The sequence below is a fragment of the Gordonia sp. J1A genome, assembly GCF_055393515.1.
The window spans coordinates 3,608,733-3,624,397 of sequence record NZ_AP041607.1; the positions used below are offsets into that span (position 1 = coordinate 3,608,733).

The 15,665-nt window shown below is 68.9% G+C and carries 16 protein-coding genes and 1 riboswitch; of the genes, 6 read left to right on the forward strand and 10 right to left on the reverse strand.

The window, feature by feature from the left end:
* Window positions 1–53: 53 nt before the first annotated feature.
* From ACZ5QD_RS16780 to ACZ5QD_RS16790, 3 genes are read right to left on the reverse strand one after another with little or no spacing between them, the layout of a single operon-like run.
* The gene (locus ACZ5QD_RS16780; protein ID WP_062366344.1) at window positions 54–2,498 is read right to left on the reverse strand and encodes a serine/threonine-protein kinase; all 2,445 of its coding nucleotides are present in this window, start codon (window positions 2,496–2,498) and stop codon (window positions 54–56) included.
* A 4-nt stretch (window positions 2,499–2,502) separates the two neighbouring features.
* The gene (locus tag ACZ5QD_RS16785; protein ID WP_222110868.1) at window positions 2,503–3,486 is read right to left on the reverse strand and encodes a glutamate ABC transporter substrate-binding protein; all 984 of its coding nucleotides are present in this window, start codon (window positions 3,484–3,486) and stop codon (window positions 2,503–2,505) included.
* Complete coding sequence (locus ACZ5QD_RS16790; RefSeq protein WP_006897016.1) at window positions 3,483–4,931, reverse strand: hypothetical protein; 1,449 nt, start codon at window positions 4,929–4,931, stop codon at window positions 3,483–3,485. The genes ACZ5QD_RS16785 and ACZ5QD_RS16790 overlap by 4 nt, the downstream gene beginning before the upstream one ends.
* A gap of 129 nt (window positions 4,932–5,060) precedes the next feature.
* Here ACZ5QD_RS16790 and ACZ5QD_RS16795 point away from each other — a divergent pair, with 129 nt between their 5' ends.
* Window positions 5,061–5,519 carry an NUDIX hydrolase gene (locus ACZ5QD_RS16795; protein ID WP_006897015.1) on the forward strand — a complete coding sequence of 153 codons (459 nt, stop codon included), beginning with the start codon at window positions 5,061–5,063 and terminating at the stop codon, window positions 5,517–5,519.
* Between the two features lie 37 nt (window positions 5,520–5,556).
* Here ACZ5QD_RS16795 and ACZ5QD_RS16800 read toward each other — a convergent pair whose 3' ends face one another.
* Both ACZ5QD_RS16800 and thiE read right to left on the reverse strand, forming a co-directional pair.
* Window positions 5,557–5,919, reverse strand: a complete 363-nt coding sequence (locus ACZ5QD_RS16800) for a hypothetical protein (protein ID WP_039867667.1) — start codon at window positions 5,917–5,919, stop codon at window positions 5,557–5,559.
* Between the two features lie 258 nt (window positions 5,920–6,177).
* Window positions 6,178–6,855, reverse strand: a complete 678-nt coding sequence (thiE, locus tag ACZ5QD_RS16805; protein ID WP_433820254.1) for a thiamine phosphate synthase — start codon at window positions 6,853–6,855, stop codon at window positions 6,178–6,180.
* Between the two features lie 43 nt (window positions 6,856–6,898).
* A riboswitch (TPP riboswitch) is annotated at window positions 6,899–7,012 on the forward strand.
* Here thiE and ACZ5QD_RS16810 point away from each other — a divergent pair.
* From ACZ5QD_RS16810 to thiG, 3 genes are all read left to right on the forward strand, one after another.
* Complete coding sequence (locus tag ACZ5QD_RS16810) at window positions 7,005–8,162, forward strand: FAD-dependent oxidoreductase (RefSeq protein ID WP_433820255.1); 1,158 nt, start codon at window positions 7,005–7,007, stop codon at window positions 8,160–8,162. (Overlaps the previous riboswitch by 8 nt.)
* Window positions 8,153–8,350 (forward strand): sulfur carrier protein ThiS, encoded by a 198-nt coding sequence (gene thiS, locus ACZ5QD_RS16815; RefSeq protein WP_222110866.1) that lies wholly within the window; start codon window positions 8,153–8,155, stop codon window positions 8,348–8,350. The genes ACZ5QD_RS16810 and thiS overlap by 10 nt, the downstream gene beginning before the upstream one ends.
* Complete coding sequence (gene thiG / locus ACZ5QD_RS16820) at window positions 8,343–9,140, forward strand: thiazole synthase (RefSeq protein WP_433820256.1); 798 nt, start codon at window positions 8,343–8,345, stop codon at window positions 9,138–9,140. The genes thiS and thiG overlap by 8 nt, the downstream gene beginning before the upstream one ends.
* Before the next feature lie 7 nt (window positions 9,141–9,147).
* Here thiG and ACZ5QD_RS16825 read toward each other — a convergent pair whose 3' ends face one another.
* Window positions 9,148–10,095 carry an EamA/RhaT family transporter gene (locus ACZ5QD_RS16825; protein WP_222110865.1) on the reverse strand — a complete coding sequence of 316 codons (948 nt, stop codon included), beginning with the start codon at window positions 10,093–10,095 and terminating at the stop codon, window positions 9,148–9,150.
* 82 nt (window positions 10,096–10,177) lie between these two features.
* Between ACZ5QD_RS16825 and ACZ5QD_RS16830 the strand changes: the two genes are divergently transcribed.
* Entirely contained in the window at window positions 10,178–11,344 is a 1,167-nt protein-coding gene (locus tag ACZ5QD_RS16830) for an ATP-grasp domain-containing protein (RefSeq protein WP_278125930.1), read from the forward strand.
* A 30-nt stretch (window positions 11,345–11,374) separates the two neighbouring features.
* Here the strand turns inward: ACZ5QD_RS16830 and ACZ5QD_RS16835 are convergent, their stop codons facing one another.
* From ACZ5QD_RS16835 to ACZ5QD_RS16850, 4 genes are all read right to left on the reverse strand, one after another.
* Complete coding sequence (locus ACZ5QD_RS16835) at window positions 11,375–12,244, reverse strand: alpha/beta fold hydrolase (protein ID WP_006897007.1); 870 nt, start codon at window positions 12,242–12,244, stop codon at window positions 11,375–11,377.
* 11 nt (window positions 12,245–12,255) lie between these two features.
* Window positions 12,256–12,618: an arsenate reductase (glutaredoxin) gene (arsC, locus tag ACZ5QD_RS16840; RefSeq protein WP_006897006.1), complete on the reverse strand. Its 363-nt coding sequence runs from the start codon at window positions 12,616–12,618 to the stop codon at window positions 12,256–12,258.
* Window positions 12,619–12,664: 46 nt separating this feature from the next.
* Window positions 12,665–13,906: an NAD(P)/FAD-dependent oxidoreductase gene (locus ACZ5QD_RS16845; RefSeq protein WP_464366953.1), complete on the reverse strand. Its 1,242-nt coding sequence runs from the start codon at window positions 13,904–13,906 to the stop codon at window positions 12,665–12,667.
* Window positions 13,907–14,003: 97 nt separating this feature from the next.
* The gene (locus tag ACZ5QD_RS16850) at window positions 14,004–14,654 is read right to left on the reverse strand and encodes a LysE/ArgO family amino acid transporter (RefSeq protein ID WP_006897004.1); all 651 of its coding nucleotides are present in this window, start codon (window positions 14,652–14,654) and stop codon (window positions 14,004–14,006) included.
* A 43-nt stretch (window positions 14,655–14,697) separates the two neighbouring features.
* Here ACZ5QD_RS16850 and ACZ5QD_RS16855 point away from each other — a divergent pair, with 43 nt between their 5' ends.
* Entirely contained in the window at window positions 14,698–15,654 is a 957-nt protein-coding gene (locus ACZ5QD_RS16855) for a LysR family transcriptional regulator ArgP (RefSeq protein WP_006897003.1), read from the forward strand.
* Window positions 15,655–15,665 lie beyond the last annotated feature (11 nt).

Sequence of the window (15,665 nt, forward strand, 5' to 3'; positions counted from 1 at the left end):
GGAAGTGCTCAACGAGCCTGGGGGCGCTCAACGAGCCTGGGGAGTTGCGGCGGTCAGAACAGGGTGGCGGGCCGGATCAGGTTCGCGAGGTCGACCAGCAGGAAACGGTGGGCGCGATTGTCGCGGGTCGCCTTCGCCAGCTCGCGGAGAGAGCGTTCGGTTCCGGCCCGCAGACCGTGCTCGTTGAACGGGAAACCGAGGAAGTCGTCGGCCGGATAGTCCTCGTCGAGGTGAGCGTCGATCCACCCGAGAGCCGTGCCGAGGATGATGAGCTGGAGGCGGCCGCGCCGGGGATCGTCCCAGCTGATCTCTTCGAAGCGCTCGGCCGCCTCGAACAGCTCCGACCTCGTCACCTCGCTCGGCGGGCGACCGTGGACGAGGGTGATGATCGCCGAGATCTGCGCGGTGCCGTAGTGCCGGCTCGTGGTGGGTACCTCGTCGAGGGGCTCGATGGCGGCGTCGTACCGTCCCTCCGCCAGGATCATCCTGGCCAGCCCGAAAGCTGCGGACACGATGCTGTGATCGGTCAGCCACAGATCGTGATAGTTCTGCCGCGCGATCTCGTACCAGCGTTCCACCTGCGCCATCTGGTCGTTGGAGGTGTACTCCTCGGCGGAGAGCCAGTAACCGATCAGCTCGGCGGTGCCCGCCACCGCCAGTTTCGGCGCCACCTCACCGGGCATCGCCTCCAGCACTTCGTGAAAGCGGTCGAAGGCGAGTTCCGGCTCGGCGTTGAGCAGCGAGCAGATGCCCAGATACCAGTGCAGCCGCCACGAGTCCCCGTGATGGACCGCGACCTCCCGAAGCAACTGCAGCGCCGTGTCGAGATTGCCGAGCTCCAGATGGGCGCGCGCTTCGGCGAGGTCGAGTTCCATCGACGGGTGCTGCGGTCCGGCGCCGTCGTCGGCGTCGTCCGTCGCGATGAGCGCCTTGTACCCGTCGGCGCGCGCGGCGCGGATGGTGTCGAGCGTTTGCCGCGGGTACGAGAGAGCGGCCGAGGTCAGGACGCTCGCGGCGGGATCGGTCGGGTCCACGAGCGGCACCGGCAGCGCTCGCGCGATGTCGGCGGGGTCGTGGATCGCCGCGTCCTTCGGGTCGAAGAAGCCGTCCACGGGCGCCAGCAGGAGTTCGGTGCCGAACGTCGAGCGCTGCGGGGTGAAGACCGTCGACATGGAGGGCCGGGGGACGCCGGTGTGCAGCGCCACGGTCTCCCGCAGCACGTTGAGCACCTGCGTGGTCATCTCCTCCGCGGACGAGAAGCGTTCGGCGGGGTCGGGGGATGTGGCCCGGTGCAGCAGGAAGTAGAACGACGGATTCTCCACGAACAGCGGAGTGGTTCGCGGGTCGGGCAGTCCGTCGAGGTATCGGCCGTCGGCCATCGGCATGTCGACGGTGAGGACGGCCAGTGTGCGGCCGATGCTGTAGATGTCGGTGACGATCTGCGGGCCCGTCTGCACGATCTCCGGAGCCTGGAACCCGGGCGTGCCGTAGAGATGCCCGGTCCCGTTGATCGCGGACACCGCACCCAGGTCGATGAGCTTGACCTCATCGCTGGTGATCATGATGTTGTCGGGTTTCACGTCGTTGTAGACCAGGCCCACCGAATGCAGGTATCCGACGGCCGAGAGCACTTCGAGGATGTAGGCCATCGCCTGCTCGATCGGGAGCAGCGACGAGGTGCCGTCCTCGTTGGTGGTCAGCTGTTTGAGAGTGTGACCGCCGACGTACTCCATCACGATGTAGCCGACGGACCGCCCGTCCTCCGTGACGCCCTCCACGAAGTTGAAGATCTTCACGATGCCCGGATCGTTCACCGAGGCGAGGAACTGCCGCTCGGCGATGGCTACCGCCTGAGCCTGTGAGTCCGACGAGTTCAGCAGGCCCTTCAGGACGACGGGGCGGTCGGAGACGTTGTGGTCCACAGCCAGGTAGATCCATCCGATGCCGCCGTGCGCGATCGCGCCGGCGATCTCGTACTGATCGGCGACCATCGTGCCCCGTTTGAGACCGGGGACGAACGAGTACCGCGACCCGCAGTTCCAGCAGGTGCCGCTGAGCGGTCCCTTGCCGCGGCCCGACTTCCGGCCCACCGGCTCGCCGCAGTTCCAGCACTTGCGCTTGCTCGGCGCGATCACCGGGTCGGCCAGGACGGCGTCCGCGGGGTCGATGTCGGTGATCTCGGGAAGCTGGACCAGTTCACTGCCGAGGCGGCGGTCGTGGACGTGGGCGCTCTTGCGGCTCTTCCTGCGTGAGGCGGCGATGTCGTCGAGGATCCGCCGCACCTGCGTCGACTGGGTGACGGTCGCCGTAGGCGCGGTGTCCCCGACAGCGCCCATCGGCGCGGGGACGGTGCCCGCCTGTGTCTGGACCGACTCGGAGGCCTCGGTCTGTGCGGGTTCGACTGCCGAGGCCTGCGTCTCGGCCGGGAGCGCGGTCGCCTCGGTGGCGACCGGCTCGGCGTCGCCGTTCTTGTTGCGCTTCTTCTTGATATCGCTCATCACGTCAATCCCGGTACATCGTCGGCGGCGGGGATCCGGGCCCGAGGATCGACAGCCACTCGTCGTAGGACCGCTGCCAGCTGCCGTCGGCCTCGCGGGCCGCGATCACGCCGTTGATGAATCGCGCGAAGTCATCCTGCCCCTTGGGTATCCCCACTCCGTAGTACTCCGTTCCGAGGCTGTCGCCGACCACGTGGACCCACGGGTCCTGCGCGGCGATCCCGGCGAGTATGGAGTCGTCCGAGGTGATCGCGTCCACCTGCCCCTGCTGCATCATCACCAGGCAGTCGGCCCAACTCGCGGTGGTGAGATATTTCGCGCTCGGAACAGCACGTTCCACACGCGCGATGGAAGTGGACGAGCGAGTGGCGCAGACGTTCTTCCCGGCGAGATCGGATGCCTGTGAGATACCCGAATTGCGGTACGCGAGGATCTGCTGGGCGGCGGCGTAGTAGGGCACCGAGAAGTCGATCGACTTGAGCCGATCGCACGTGATCGACATCGTTTTGACGACGACGTCGACCGCGCCGTTCTCCAGCGCCTGGATTCGGTTCTCGTTGGTGATCATCCGGTACTCGATCAGATTCGGATCCCCGAAGATCGCCTCGGCGATCCAGTGCGCGACGTCGATGTCGAATCCTTTGACGTCGCCGGTGATCGGATCGCGGAAACTCAGCGGATTGCTGCCGAGGTCGGTGCCGACGATCAGCCGTCCGCGCTTGGCGATCCGGTCCATCGTCGATCCGGGCGGCATCTGCCGCGGTTCGGGCAGCGGTCCCGGCCGGAGTCCGGCGATCGTGGCGCAGTCGGAGTCGGGCGCCGGCGCGTCGGGCTGCGCGCCGAAACCGACGTCGGGCGGGAACGGCGCGTGCGCGGTGGTGGACGGCGGCTCGCTGGGGGTGCTGGTCACGGTGGCGCATGCGGTGAGGCCGGACGCGATGAGACACAGCAGTACGATCAGGCGGCGGGCGGACGCGGAGGCTGTCATCGGTACTCCCGGATCCGGGGGAACAGGCCGATCGCGACCGCCACGGCGGCCACCCCGCACAGCACGCCGATACCCGTGCCGGTGAAGCCGAGCAGACGCTGGGCGGTGCTGATGTTGTCGCGGAACGTGGTGCGCGCCTGGCCTATCGCCTTGACCAGCGCGTCGTTGACCTCGTTGTATCCGGTTGCGGTGCTGATCTTGCCGTTGCCGATGGTCAGGGCCCGCGCGGCCGTGTAGTCACCGCTCGCCAGCCGACGGCCCACCTCCTCGTGGGCACTGCGCCAACGTTCGAGCGCCGACTGGACGTCGGTGAGCGGCTGCGTCAGGCCGTGGTCGTCGGCGTGGTCGGGGTCGTTCGCGAGTTGGTCGGCGTGATCGTGGATCTCCTCGAGATCCTTGCTGAAGCCGACGTCGAGTTCTCCCGGATCGGACCGGCGGACCAGCGACAGCGTCTCGGCCGACCGCGCCTGCTGTGTGAGGATCCGCATGGTGGTCAGCGTGTGCAGCGGATCGGCACCGGCGGTCTTCGCTGTGTTGGCCGCGGCCACCGACAGCAGTCCCGAGATGAGCAGCCAGACCGTGCCGAGGATCATCGCGGTGAGCGCGCCGATGAGACCGATGTTGAAGTGGCGCCGCGTGCGCCGGGCCAGATAGCGTCCGGTGACGATCAGCATCGCGATGATGATCAGCAGCGCCACGTAGACGCCCCACGGTGGGACGGTGAGGGTGCGCTGGGGGTCGGAGATCGCCGACGACCGGTCCTCGTAGAGGCGTTGCGCCGCGGGCAGGATGGTCTCGATCATCAATGACGAGGCCTCGCTGAGGTAGGCCGATCCGACGGGGTTCGCGAGCCGGTTGTTGGTGCGTGCGGTCTCGATGAGGCCCGTGTACACCGGGATGTTGGTGGCGATGGTGTCGAGATCGTCACGCGAGGGCTTGTCGCGCTCGGACACCTCCGCCGCCGTGGACAGTCCGTCCGCGGCGGCGATGAGCGCGGAGGACGCCGTCGCGATGGAGTCGGTGTACTCCGCGCGGAGGTCGGGGGACTCGCGGCCGCCGGAGATGAACGCGGAGTTGGCCGCGGCGTCGGCCACCGACAGCGAACTGTAGAGGACCTCGGCGGCCTCGGCCTGCGGCTCGGCGCGGTCGACGAGTGCTTCGAGGGTCTGGCTTCGCTCGGTGAGCGAGACGGACGAGTACCAGCCGGTGAGACCGCATGCGAGGACCATCGCGAGCAGGATGATGACGAGTTTGCCGGGCGTGGTGGTCGCGTAGAAGCGCATCGTCAGCAACGGCGACGAGACCCGCTCGCGGGTCATGGCGGCGATCTCGCGCCGGTCGGCGATCACCTGGCGCAGAGTGGGGCTCGGCGCGCCACGGTCGGGCAGCACACTGCGGCCCGCATGCGTGAGTGCCGAGCGCACTCGGTAAACCTGGCCGGCCACGAGTTGTCCCTTTCGGATGTGCTGCGCTCAACCCTAGTCGGCGCGGCTGCGAGTAGACGGACAGCCCGGTACGGTGATTCGTCAGAGAAGCCGATCTGAAGTCGGTGGGTCGGTGCAGGAGGTCGCAGGGTGCGCGGTGACGGTGACGGCTGGGTATTCGGTGCGGACGGTGCGCGCTACTGGGGACGCTTCGGGGCGGCGGGTCTGCTGCTGTGCGCGCCGGCCGACTCAGGCGTCGTGGTGCTGCTCCAGCATCGCGCCGTGTGGTCGCATCAGGGCGGCACGTGGGGGCTGCCGGGCGGTGCCCGCGACTCGCACGAGAGCGTGGAACAGGCCGCGGTGCGTGAAGCGCACGAGGAAGCCGGGATCGCTGAGTCGGACGTCGCGGTGATCGAGTCGATCGTCACGCACTCGGCGCCGGAGTGGAGTTACACGACGGTCATCGCCAAGGCCGATTCGCCGGTCGCGACGGTCGGCAACGGGGAGTCCGCCGAACTGCGCTGGGTGCCCGCCGAGTCGGTGGCCGAGCTGCCGCTGCATCCCGGTCTGGCGAAGGCGTGGCCGGGGCTGCTGGCCCGGCTCACCTGAGTCCGGCCCGCCCGAGCTCGGGCCCACCTGAGCGAGCTCACGCCAGCTGATTGGCTCCCGCGATCAGCGCGTTGATGGTGGCCTCGTCGCCGGTGCGGCCCCGGCCGTACGACCAACTCCGGTGCAGATCGCGTTCGCAGAGCAGGTAGGTGACGGTCTCGCCGTCCTCCTGATGCTGGTACAGCGAGACGATCTCGACGCCCGCGCCCAGTGCGTACAGCACCTCGGTCATCGCGCCGATGGCGCCGACCGCGGTGGCGCTGACGTCGTGGCATCGTCGGCCGAGATTGATCCGTGCGCGGCAGGTGACGGTGTCGCCGCGACCCGGCTCGATCGTGATCGCCTCCAACGCGATGTCGCCGGCGGGTGCGTAGGTCTGGTCGAAACTCGAAGTGGTCATGTCGGCCGCCTCCCGTGGAAACCAATTCGGCAGTCGCCGAGAGGAGCGGGACTGCTGCGGACGGTCGTATCCGTTACGGGTACAGGATGTCGGCAGGATCTGAATGGAACGCATCGGGAGCCTTCATTTCGGTCGAAGATTCGATGACCGACGAGCTCAGAGATGTGGAGAGACGACAACCCCGCAGCGGGGGGTCGGTCGAATCAGACCCCGCTGCGGCGGGCTACAAGAAGCTTCCACGTCATGATGGCAAGCAGCTTACTCCGCCGTGCCGGAAAGGCAAGCCGTCCGGAGGTCGCGCGCGGCGGTCGCGGGATCGGCGGCACCGGTGATCGCCCGGACCACCACGATGCGCTCGCCGCCCGCGTCGGTGACCTCTCGAACGCGGGGCAGGTCGATGCCGCCGATCGCGAACCACGCCTTGCTGGGCCGCGCCGCGGCGACCGCGCTGACGAACTCGAGTCCGGTGGCCGCCCGGCCCGGTTTGGTCGGCGTCGTCCAGCACGGGCCGGTGCAGAAGTAGTCCACGTCGGGATCGGCATCGGCGGTGAGCGCCTGCTCCACGGTGTGCGTGGAGCGGCCGATCACCACGTCGGGGCCGACGATGCGCCGGGCGGTGGCGGGCGGCAGATCGTCCTGGCCGACGTGGAGGACGTCGGCGCCGGACGCGACCGCGACGTCGGCCCGGTCGTTGACGGCCAGCAGCGCACCCGCGGCGTGCGTCAGTTCGCGCAGCCGCCGCAGCAGTTCCAGCTCCTGCACGGCGGTGAGCTCGCCGAACTCGCGTTCCCCGGGCGAATTCTTGTCGCGCAGCTGGACGATGTCGACGCCGCCCGCGAGAGCGCTCCGGACGAAGTCGATCAGGTCGCCGCGCTCGCGCCGCGCGTCGGTGCACAGGTACAGGCGGGAGGTGGCGAGACGAGTGCGGGCATCCATGACCGACACCGTAGTCGCCGATGCCGGGCGGTAGACTGTGAGGCGTTATCGACACGGGAGTCCGGAGGTCCGCCGGGCTGAGAGTGCGCTGCGCCGGCGCTGACCGTCACACCTGATCCGGGTCATGCCGGCGAAGGAAGGCTGACGTCATGTCTGGTGAAAGCGCATCCGGCGAAGAGTTCGCCTCCCCGAGGGGACATAGCACCGAGCGGCTCGGTGAACTGTCGGTGATCGGGGGCGGCGTCGTCGGCCTCACGTGCGCCCTGTCCGCCGCCGACCGCGGATGGCGGGTGCGCGTCTTCGACGCCGGACCGCAGGAGCGGGCCGCGCACGTCGCGGGCGGCATGCTCGGCTGCTTCGCAGAAGGACATCCCGGCGAGGACCGGCTGCTGGCGATCTCGCGGGACTCGGTGGCGCGATGGCCCGCCCTGCTCGAACGACTCGGCGATCCGACCGTGCGGACGGCCGCCGACAGCTTGCTGATCGGTGCCGCGCCGGCCGACCTGGAGCACCTGCGGACACAGGTGCGGTTCGGGCTGTCCACGTCGCCCGGCGACGCCGACCGGCTGCCCGCGATGACACCGGCCGAGCTGCGTGCAGTCGAACCCGCGCTGGTGCGCGGCGTGGCCGGAGGGTTTCACGCGGTCGGTGAGGGGTCGCTCGACAACCGGCGGCTGATCGCCGCGCTGCAACGCGCGCTCGAGAGCCGCGGAGTGATCTGGGAGCGCGGGTGGGTGACCGATCTGTCGACGATCCCCGGGGATCAGGTGCTGGTCGCGGCCGGCCTCGGTTCCCGCAGGCTGCTGCCGAGCGTGGAACTCCGCGGTGAGAAGGGCGAGATCCTTCGACTGCGCCGCACACGTTGGTCGGTGCCGCCGCCGACGCATGTGATCCGGGCCCGCTGGCATGGGCGCGCCCTCTACCTGGTGCCGAGGGACGACGGGGTGGTCGTGGGCGCCACGCAGTACGAGGCCTACGACGACGGTGATCGGATGCCGCTGGCGGGCGGGGTGGGCGATCTGCTCGCCGACGCCGCCGAGCTGATGCCGGGACTGCGCACCTACGAACTCGCCGAGGCGGGCGCGGGGATCCGCCCGTCGTCGCCGGACGGTGTGCCCGTGGTGCGGCGGGTGGACGAGCGGATTCTCGTCGCCGCCGGGCACGGCCGCAACGGCATCGCGCTCGCCCCGTGGACCGCGGCGCGCGTGGGCGCCCTCCTCCGACCGCCGGATCGGCGGGGACCGGACTCGCGGGTGGATCCGATCGCAACTGACAGCACCGACAACAGGGAGCCGACATGGAACTGACCGTCAACGGCGACACCGTCACCTTCGATGACGCGCCGACCGTCACCGGGCTGCTGGCCCACCTCGACCTGCCCGACTGCGGAGTCGCGGTGGCCGTGGACGGGGTGGTGCGTCCCAAAGCCGAGTGGGACCGACCGCTCGGTGCGTATGCCGAGATCGACATCCTGACGGCGGTGCAGGGTGGTTGACACAGCACAGGCACCGGTCGGGGAGGTGCCGCCGCTGTCCGTGGCCGGCCGCGAGTTCGGTTCGCGGCTCATCACGGGAACCGGCGGCGCGCCGAATCTCGCTGTGCTCGAACGCGCATTGATCGCCTCCGGAACCGAGCTGACGACGGTGGCGATGCGCCGCATCAGTCCGGAGTCCGGGACCGGTGTGCTCGACCTGCTGCGTCGCCTCGGAATCGCGGTCCTGCCGAACACGGCGGGCTGTCACACCACGGCCGAGGCGGTACTGACCGCGCAGCTCGCCCGTGAGGCGTGCGAGACGGATCTGGTCAAGCTGGAAGTGGTGGCCGACGACCGCACGTTGCTGCCCGATCCGCTCGAGTTGGTGGACGCCGCATCGGCGCTGGTCGCCGACGGCTTTCAGGTTCTCGCGTACACCAACGACGACCCGGTCCTCGCTCTGCGTCTGCAAGACGCGGGGGTGGCCGCGGTGATGCCGCTGGGCTCGCCGATCGGGACCGGGCTCGGCATCTCCAATCCGCACAACATCGAGATGATCGTCGCGCGGGCCGAGGTGCCGGTGGTGCTCGACGCCGGCATCGGGACGGCGAGCGACGCGGCACTGGCCATGGAACTCGGCTGCGACGCCGTCCTGCTGGCCTCGGCGGTCACGCGCGCGGACGACCCGGCGGCGATGGCCGCGGCCATGCGCCACGCCGTCGTCGCCGGATACCTGGCCGCGCATGCCGGCCGGATCCCGAAGCGGTTCTGGGCGCAGGCGTCCTCGCCGAGCCGTTCCGCGACCTGCTGAGGACGCGTCAGCGGTCCGCGTCGTCGACCTGCTCGCGGCCGCGGCGCCATCCGCCCTTCTCCGGCGGGGCCTCCCCGAAGTGGTCGGGGTCGCCGGTGCCGTACCAGGCGACGAGGACCGCGCCGACCACGGCGCCGATGAAGCCGACCACCGCGAGCCAGCCGAGACCGGGGTGTGCGCTGTCGCCCAGGAAGGCCACGCCGATGATGCTTGGGCCCGCGGTCTCACCGACCACCAGCATCGCGGTCACGCCGCTGACGGCACCGACCTGCAGCGCCACCGTCTGCACGTAGAAACCGATCGCTCCGGCGATTGCGATCGACCACGCCGCGGGGTCACCCAGGATGGTCAGGATGTCGAACTTCTCCAGGCCGTCGAGCACCCGGACCGAACACGCGATCACGCCGAACAGCAGCCCCGCGCCGGCACCGCCGATCGGCGCGGCGAACTTACCGCCCCGGTACACGCCGACCAGGGAGACGGTGCACAGCAGGATGGTCGCGATCAGCAGACCCCAGTGAAAGGTCATCGACGCGCTGTCCTTGACGCCCGGGGACGACGACACGCCGAGCAGGAACAGGGAGAGCACCACGAGCCAGATCGCGACCCAGTCACGGGTGTGCAGAACGATATTGAGCAGGAGTGTTCCGAGCAGTGCCGTGACGACGAGGTTGGCGGACACGATCGACTGAGCCAGGAACAGCGGCAGGAAACGCGCGGCGACGGCGCCGCCCGCGAAGCCGACGATGACCATGACAGTCCCGAGGATGAACGCGGGATCGACGAGCGTGGAGAAGGTCGACTCGACCGACGGCGAGTTGTCGCCGCCGACCCCGGCCTTGCCCTCTTCCCGCTGCTCCACCGCGACCCGGCGGGCGCCGAGTGCTCGGAGCACGGTCGAGACTCCGTAGGCCACCGCGGCCATCGACGCCGCAATGATCCCGATTACGTACAACGAAGAATCCCCTGAGTCGTGAATGAGTACTCGGTAAGAACACGCTACACGTGAGGCTTGTTCACTTGTCTACTCTGTATCTGTGGTCTCCGGTACGCGCAAACATGTCCTCATCACCTTCGGCAGGTCGTTTCTGACGCTCAACCTGGCGCGACAGTTCGCTGCTGCCGGGCACACGGTGTCGACGTGCGACAGCCTCCCGATCACGGTGAGCCGCTTCTCGAACGCCGTCTCGTCGTTCCATCGGGTCAGTCCGCCCAAGTTCAAGCCGCAGGAGTACTGCCGCGAGATCGCCGAACTGGTCAAGTCCGAGGGCATCGACATGGTGATCCCCATCCACGAGGAGACCGACATCCTCTCGATGATGGCCGGTCTGTTCCCGCCGACATGCGAGCTGTTCCTGTCGCCGTTCGAGGTGGAGGACATGCTCCACAACAAGTTCTCCTTCCAGGAGGCGCTGGTGGAGCGGGGCTTTCCCACGCTCAAGTTCAAGAAGCTGGCCTCGGCGCAGGACACGGTAGGGCTCGACTTCGACACGCCCTTCGCCATCAAGCAGACGTACTCCCGCGGCTCGCAGAAGGTCTACAAGGCGCAGCCGGGCGAATCCCTCGACTTCCTCACCTACGACGAGACCAACCCGTGGATCGCCCAGGAATGGATGGAGGGCGACCGGTACTGCACCTACTCGGTGTGCCGCGACGGCGAGGTCTTCGCCCACGCCACCTATCCCGTCGACTACGCCATCGACGGCAGCTCGTGCCTGACCTTCACGCAGGTCGATCACCAGCCGATCCTCGACTGGGTGCAGCGCTTCGCGAAGTCGGTGAACTTCACCGGCCACATGGGACTCGACTTCATCGACCACCCCGAGAAGGGGCTGTACACGATCGAATGCAATCCGCGGGGCACCAGCGGAATCATGATGTACACCAGGCAGAATCGCCTCGACCGCGCGTTCTTCGGCGAGAACACCGAGATCATCAGCCCGCCCGAGAACCGCACTCGAATGATCGGCGTCGGCATGACCCTCTACGGCTGGCGCAAGTCCAGCCGCGGTGGGCGCAGCCTGCGGCAGTTCGTGCGCGACTTCCGTGCGGCGAGCGACGTGATCTGGGATTCCGAGGACCGGCTGCCCGCGCTGATGCTGATTCCGGCCTACATGGCGATCCTGAGTCACGGATTCCGGTACAAGGTGGGCCTCGCGGAGGCCTTCATGCACGACCACGAGTGGGACGGGCACAAGGTCTGAGAGCCGCACTCCCCGAACGGAGCCGCGCGGCTACGACGCCGTGACCTTGCGGCAGAACTCGACCAGCAGGGCCGTCGCGCGGCGATCGGGGTCGAGCATGAGCCCGCCGTGCGCGAGTCCGTCGAGTTCGTGGAAGTCGGCGATCGGCATGTGCGACGCGGCTTCGCGACTGCCCGACGGCGGAAAGAAGACGTCGTGCTGGTAGGCGACGACGAGCGCCGGAACGTCGATCGCGGCGAGGCGTTCGGGCGTCGGCTCCTTGGCCAGCATCCATCCGTGAGACGCCGAGAGCTGGCCCTTGAGGCCGTCCGGTGACGCCCACACCGGCTCGCCCGCCGTCAGCACCTCGCGCCAGGCGCGGACGGTCAGGTCGTCGCCGAGCATGCCCGGTCCGAGAGTGGTCATCAGTTGTTCGAAGACGGTGACCGCTTCGGGGATCTCACCGAGCCGCTCGATGAGCCCGAGTTCCATCTCGTTCACCATCTCCCCGATGGCGGACGACCGAAGCCCGGCGATCATTGCGAGACCGCGGATCCGTCCCGGCCACGACGACGCGAGGACCTGGGAGATGTAGCAGCCCATCGAGTAGCCGGCGATGACGGCGTCGTCCACCCCGAAGTGGCCGAGCACGGCGGCGGCGTCATCGGCCATCTCCGGGACCGAGTAGGGCGCGGGCGGCGCGGACGACGGCACGAGTCCGCGCGCCGAGTAGGTGATGACGGAGAACCCCGCCTCCACCAGTGCGGCGGGCACGCCGGTGAACTGCCAGACACCCGCCGGCATGCCGAGCCCGCCGTTGAGAAGAACGGTGGGGCCCTCACCGACGCGTGTGGCGGCGATACGAACGTCGGCGGCTGTCTGGATCAGTTCTGGCTTCGACTCTGGCTTCGACGCGGTCACGACTGCCGACGTTACTCGCGGCCGCGCAGACCCTCGACGATTCGCTGGAGACTCTCCGGCGTTCTCGCCATGACGGTCCCGGCGTCAGTGACGACCAGCGGCCGCTGGATGAGCGACGGGTGCGCGACCATCGCGTCGAGCAGCGCATCGTCGTCGGCTCCGTCGAGACCGAGGTCGGCATACAGCGGCTCCCCGCTCCGGACCGCGTCGCGCACCGATAGGCCCGCGGCCGCGATCAGTTCGGCGAGTGCGTCTCTGTCGGGGGTGTCGGTCAGATACTCCACGACGGTGACGTCGGCGCCGGCGTCGCGCAAGGCGTCGAGGGCGGTGCGGGACTTGCTGCAGCTCGCGTTGTAGTAGATGGTCGCGTCCACCGCGTCGGCCTTTCGGTAGGGTCTGCGGACGAGCGCAGAACGGGTGTCAGATCAGGCTCGACAAGGGTACTTCGGGGTCGGCCAGCGCGGCGGCGTCCACCGGGCGCCGTGCCTGCACCAGGGCTGCGATGTCGTCGCCGGCGTCCCAGATGTTCACGTTCATCCCGGCCAGAACGGTTCCGGCCTCGTCGAGCCAGAAGGCCAGGAACTCCAGCCCGGAGACGTCGCCGCGCGTCACCACGCGCCGGTAGCCCTCGGCGAGGCCCCGGTACTCCATTCCGAGGTCGTACTGATCGGTGAAGAAGTAGGGCATGCGGGTGTACTCGGTGTCGCGCCCGACGATGTTCTCCGCGACCACGGCGGGCTGGTTGAGAGCGTTGGCCCAGTGCTCGGTGCGGACCCGCGTCCGCAGGATCGGGTGCATGGCGGCGGCGATGTCGCCGGCCGCGTACACGTCCGCTGCGCTGGTCCGCAGCCGGCTGTCGGTGGCCACCCCGCCGTCGGCGAGCGTGAGCCCGGCGGCTTCGGCGAGCCCGGTCTCGGCCCGGGCTCCGACGGCGATGAGGACCGCGTCGGCCGTGACGGTCGCTCCGTCGTCGAGTTCGAGGCCGGTGGCCCGGCCGTCGGCGACGGTGATCGACGAGACCTTGCGCCCGGTGCGCAGATCGACACCGTGCGCGCGATGCAGATCGGCGAAGGCAGCGCCGATCTCGGGTCCGAGCGCGGCCCGCAACGGCTGATCGGCGGCCTCCACCACGGTCACCTCCGTGTCGCGACGCCGGGCCGCGGCCGCCACCTCCAGGCCGATCCAGCCTCCGCCGATCACCGCGAGCCGCTTGCCCTCGCCGAAGGTCTCCAGAAGCGCGGACGCCTCGTCCACGGTGCGGAGATAGTGAACGCCCGCCGCGTCGGCGCCGTCGATCGGCGGATGCACGGACGTCGACCCGGTGGCCAGCACCAGTGCGGAGTAGGCGACGGCACCGCCGTCGCTGAGACGCACGGTCCGCGATGCGGTGTCGACGGACTCGGCGCGCACGCCCAACCTCAGGTCGACGTCGTTATCTGCGTACCAGGCCTCGTCGTGGACGGTGAACTCCGGCAGCGACTTGCTTCCGGCGAGGAACTCCTTCGACAGCGGTGGGCGCTCATAGGGTGCGACGCGCTCGGCGGCGATCAGCACCACGCCGCCGGAGTATCCGTTCTCCCGCAATTGCTCGGCGGTCTTCGCTCCGGCGAGCCCGCCGCCGATGATCACGACGGGGTCGGAGGGTCGGTTCGGTCCGGTCATCTCACTTCTCCTCACTTCGCCTGTACAGCCGAGTCTAGAGACGTCCGGTGCGCGGGGAGAGGTGTACAGCGACGTCGTCTGGCGCGCTGCGTGCGACTCAGGCTCCGGCGATCAGCATCACGCCGAGAGCGGCCATCACGGCGGCGATCGCGGTGTCGAGGACGCGCCACGCGCGCGCAGAGGCGAACACCGGCGCCATCCGCCGGGCGCCGAGGCCCAGCATCAGAAACCAGATCAGGGATGCCGTGCATGCGCCGATCGTGAACGACCACTTGGCGCCGCCGTGACTGTTGGCGATCGATCCGAGGGTGAGAACCGTGTCGAGGTAAGTGTGGGGGTTGAGCCAGGTCAGAGCGAGTGCGGTGCCCAGTGCAGCCCACAGCCCCACGGTCCGTCCGGAGCCGGAGTGCGCGGGTCCGGAGCCAGGGCGAAGAGCGCGCCGCGCGGCGAGGGCGGCCAAGACGAGCAAGTAGCCGCCGCCGACGAACTCAGCGATCGCGACGGCGCTCGGATGAGCGGAGACCAAGGCGCCGAGCCCCGCCGTTCCCGCGCTGATCAGGACGATGTCGGAGACCACGCAGACCGCGATCACCGGGAGTACGTAGGCACCACTCACGCCTTGCCGGATGACATAGATGTTCTGCGGTCCGATCGCGATGATGAGGCCGGCGCCGGTCACGAGGCCGGCGAGCGCGGCGAGAAGGTACGTGCTGATCACGTGAGTCCACGCTAGGAACGTCGACCTCATTAGTCCAACAAATGATTCTTAGTAAAGATTAGAATGACTTAATATGGAGTTTCCGGTTGAAGGACTCGTGACGCTGGCCACCGTCCTCCGTGAGGGCACATTCGAGGCGGCGGCGGCATCGCTGCACGTCACGCCGTCCGCGGTGAGCCAGCGGATCAAGGCGCTGGAGCAGTCGGTGGGGAGAGTGCTGGTGCGCCGCACCAAGCCCGCGACGCCGACCGTCGACGGCGAGGTGCTCGCCCGGCTCGGCGAACAGTGGGAGGTCCTGGTGGCCGAGGCCCGGGGCGCGCTGATCGGGACCGCGCCGGAGTTCGACGGCGACCCAAGGCATCTGCCGCGGGTGGAGCTGTCGATCGCCTGCAACGCCGACTCGTTGGCGACGTGGTTCCTTCCGGTGCTCGCCGAACTCCACCGCGAGCACGCCGTCTCGATCGACGTCAACCGTGACGACGAGTCGATCACCACCGCGCTGCTTCGGTCGGGCGACGTGATCGGGGCCGTCACCTCCGACCCGGTCGGTGTGCGGGGCTGCGAGACCATCGAACTCGGTTCCCTGCGGTACTTCGCGGTCGCTTCGCCGGAGTTCATCGAGTACTGGCTGCCCCACGGCGTACGGGCCCGAGACATGCGCTACGCGCCGATGGTGATGTTCGACAGCAACGACCATTTGCAGATCAAAACGCTGAAACAGCTCGTCGCCGAACCGATCTCACCGCCCGTCCACTACATTCCGGCGGCCGCGGAGTACCGGCGGGCCATCGCCGCCGGCATCGGTTGGGGAGCGGTTCCCGAAGTGGATCTCGACGACGAGCACACCGGGCGAGACCTGGTGAAACTGTCGCAGACGCCGGTCGACGTACCGCTGTTCTGGCAGTACTGGAAGCTGCGGTCGCCGGCCGTGACCGCGCTCACCGAGATCATCGTCGCGCACGCGCGGGCCGGCCTGGTGCCACGCCGTCGCGCGACCGCCGTGCAGGCCCGCCCGTCGGGCAGCCGCTGAGCGCGTCCGCC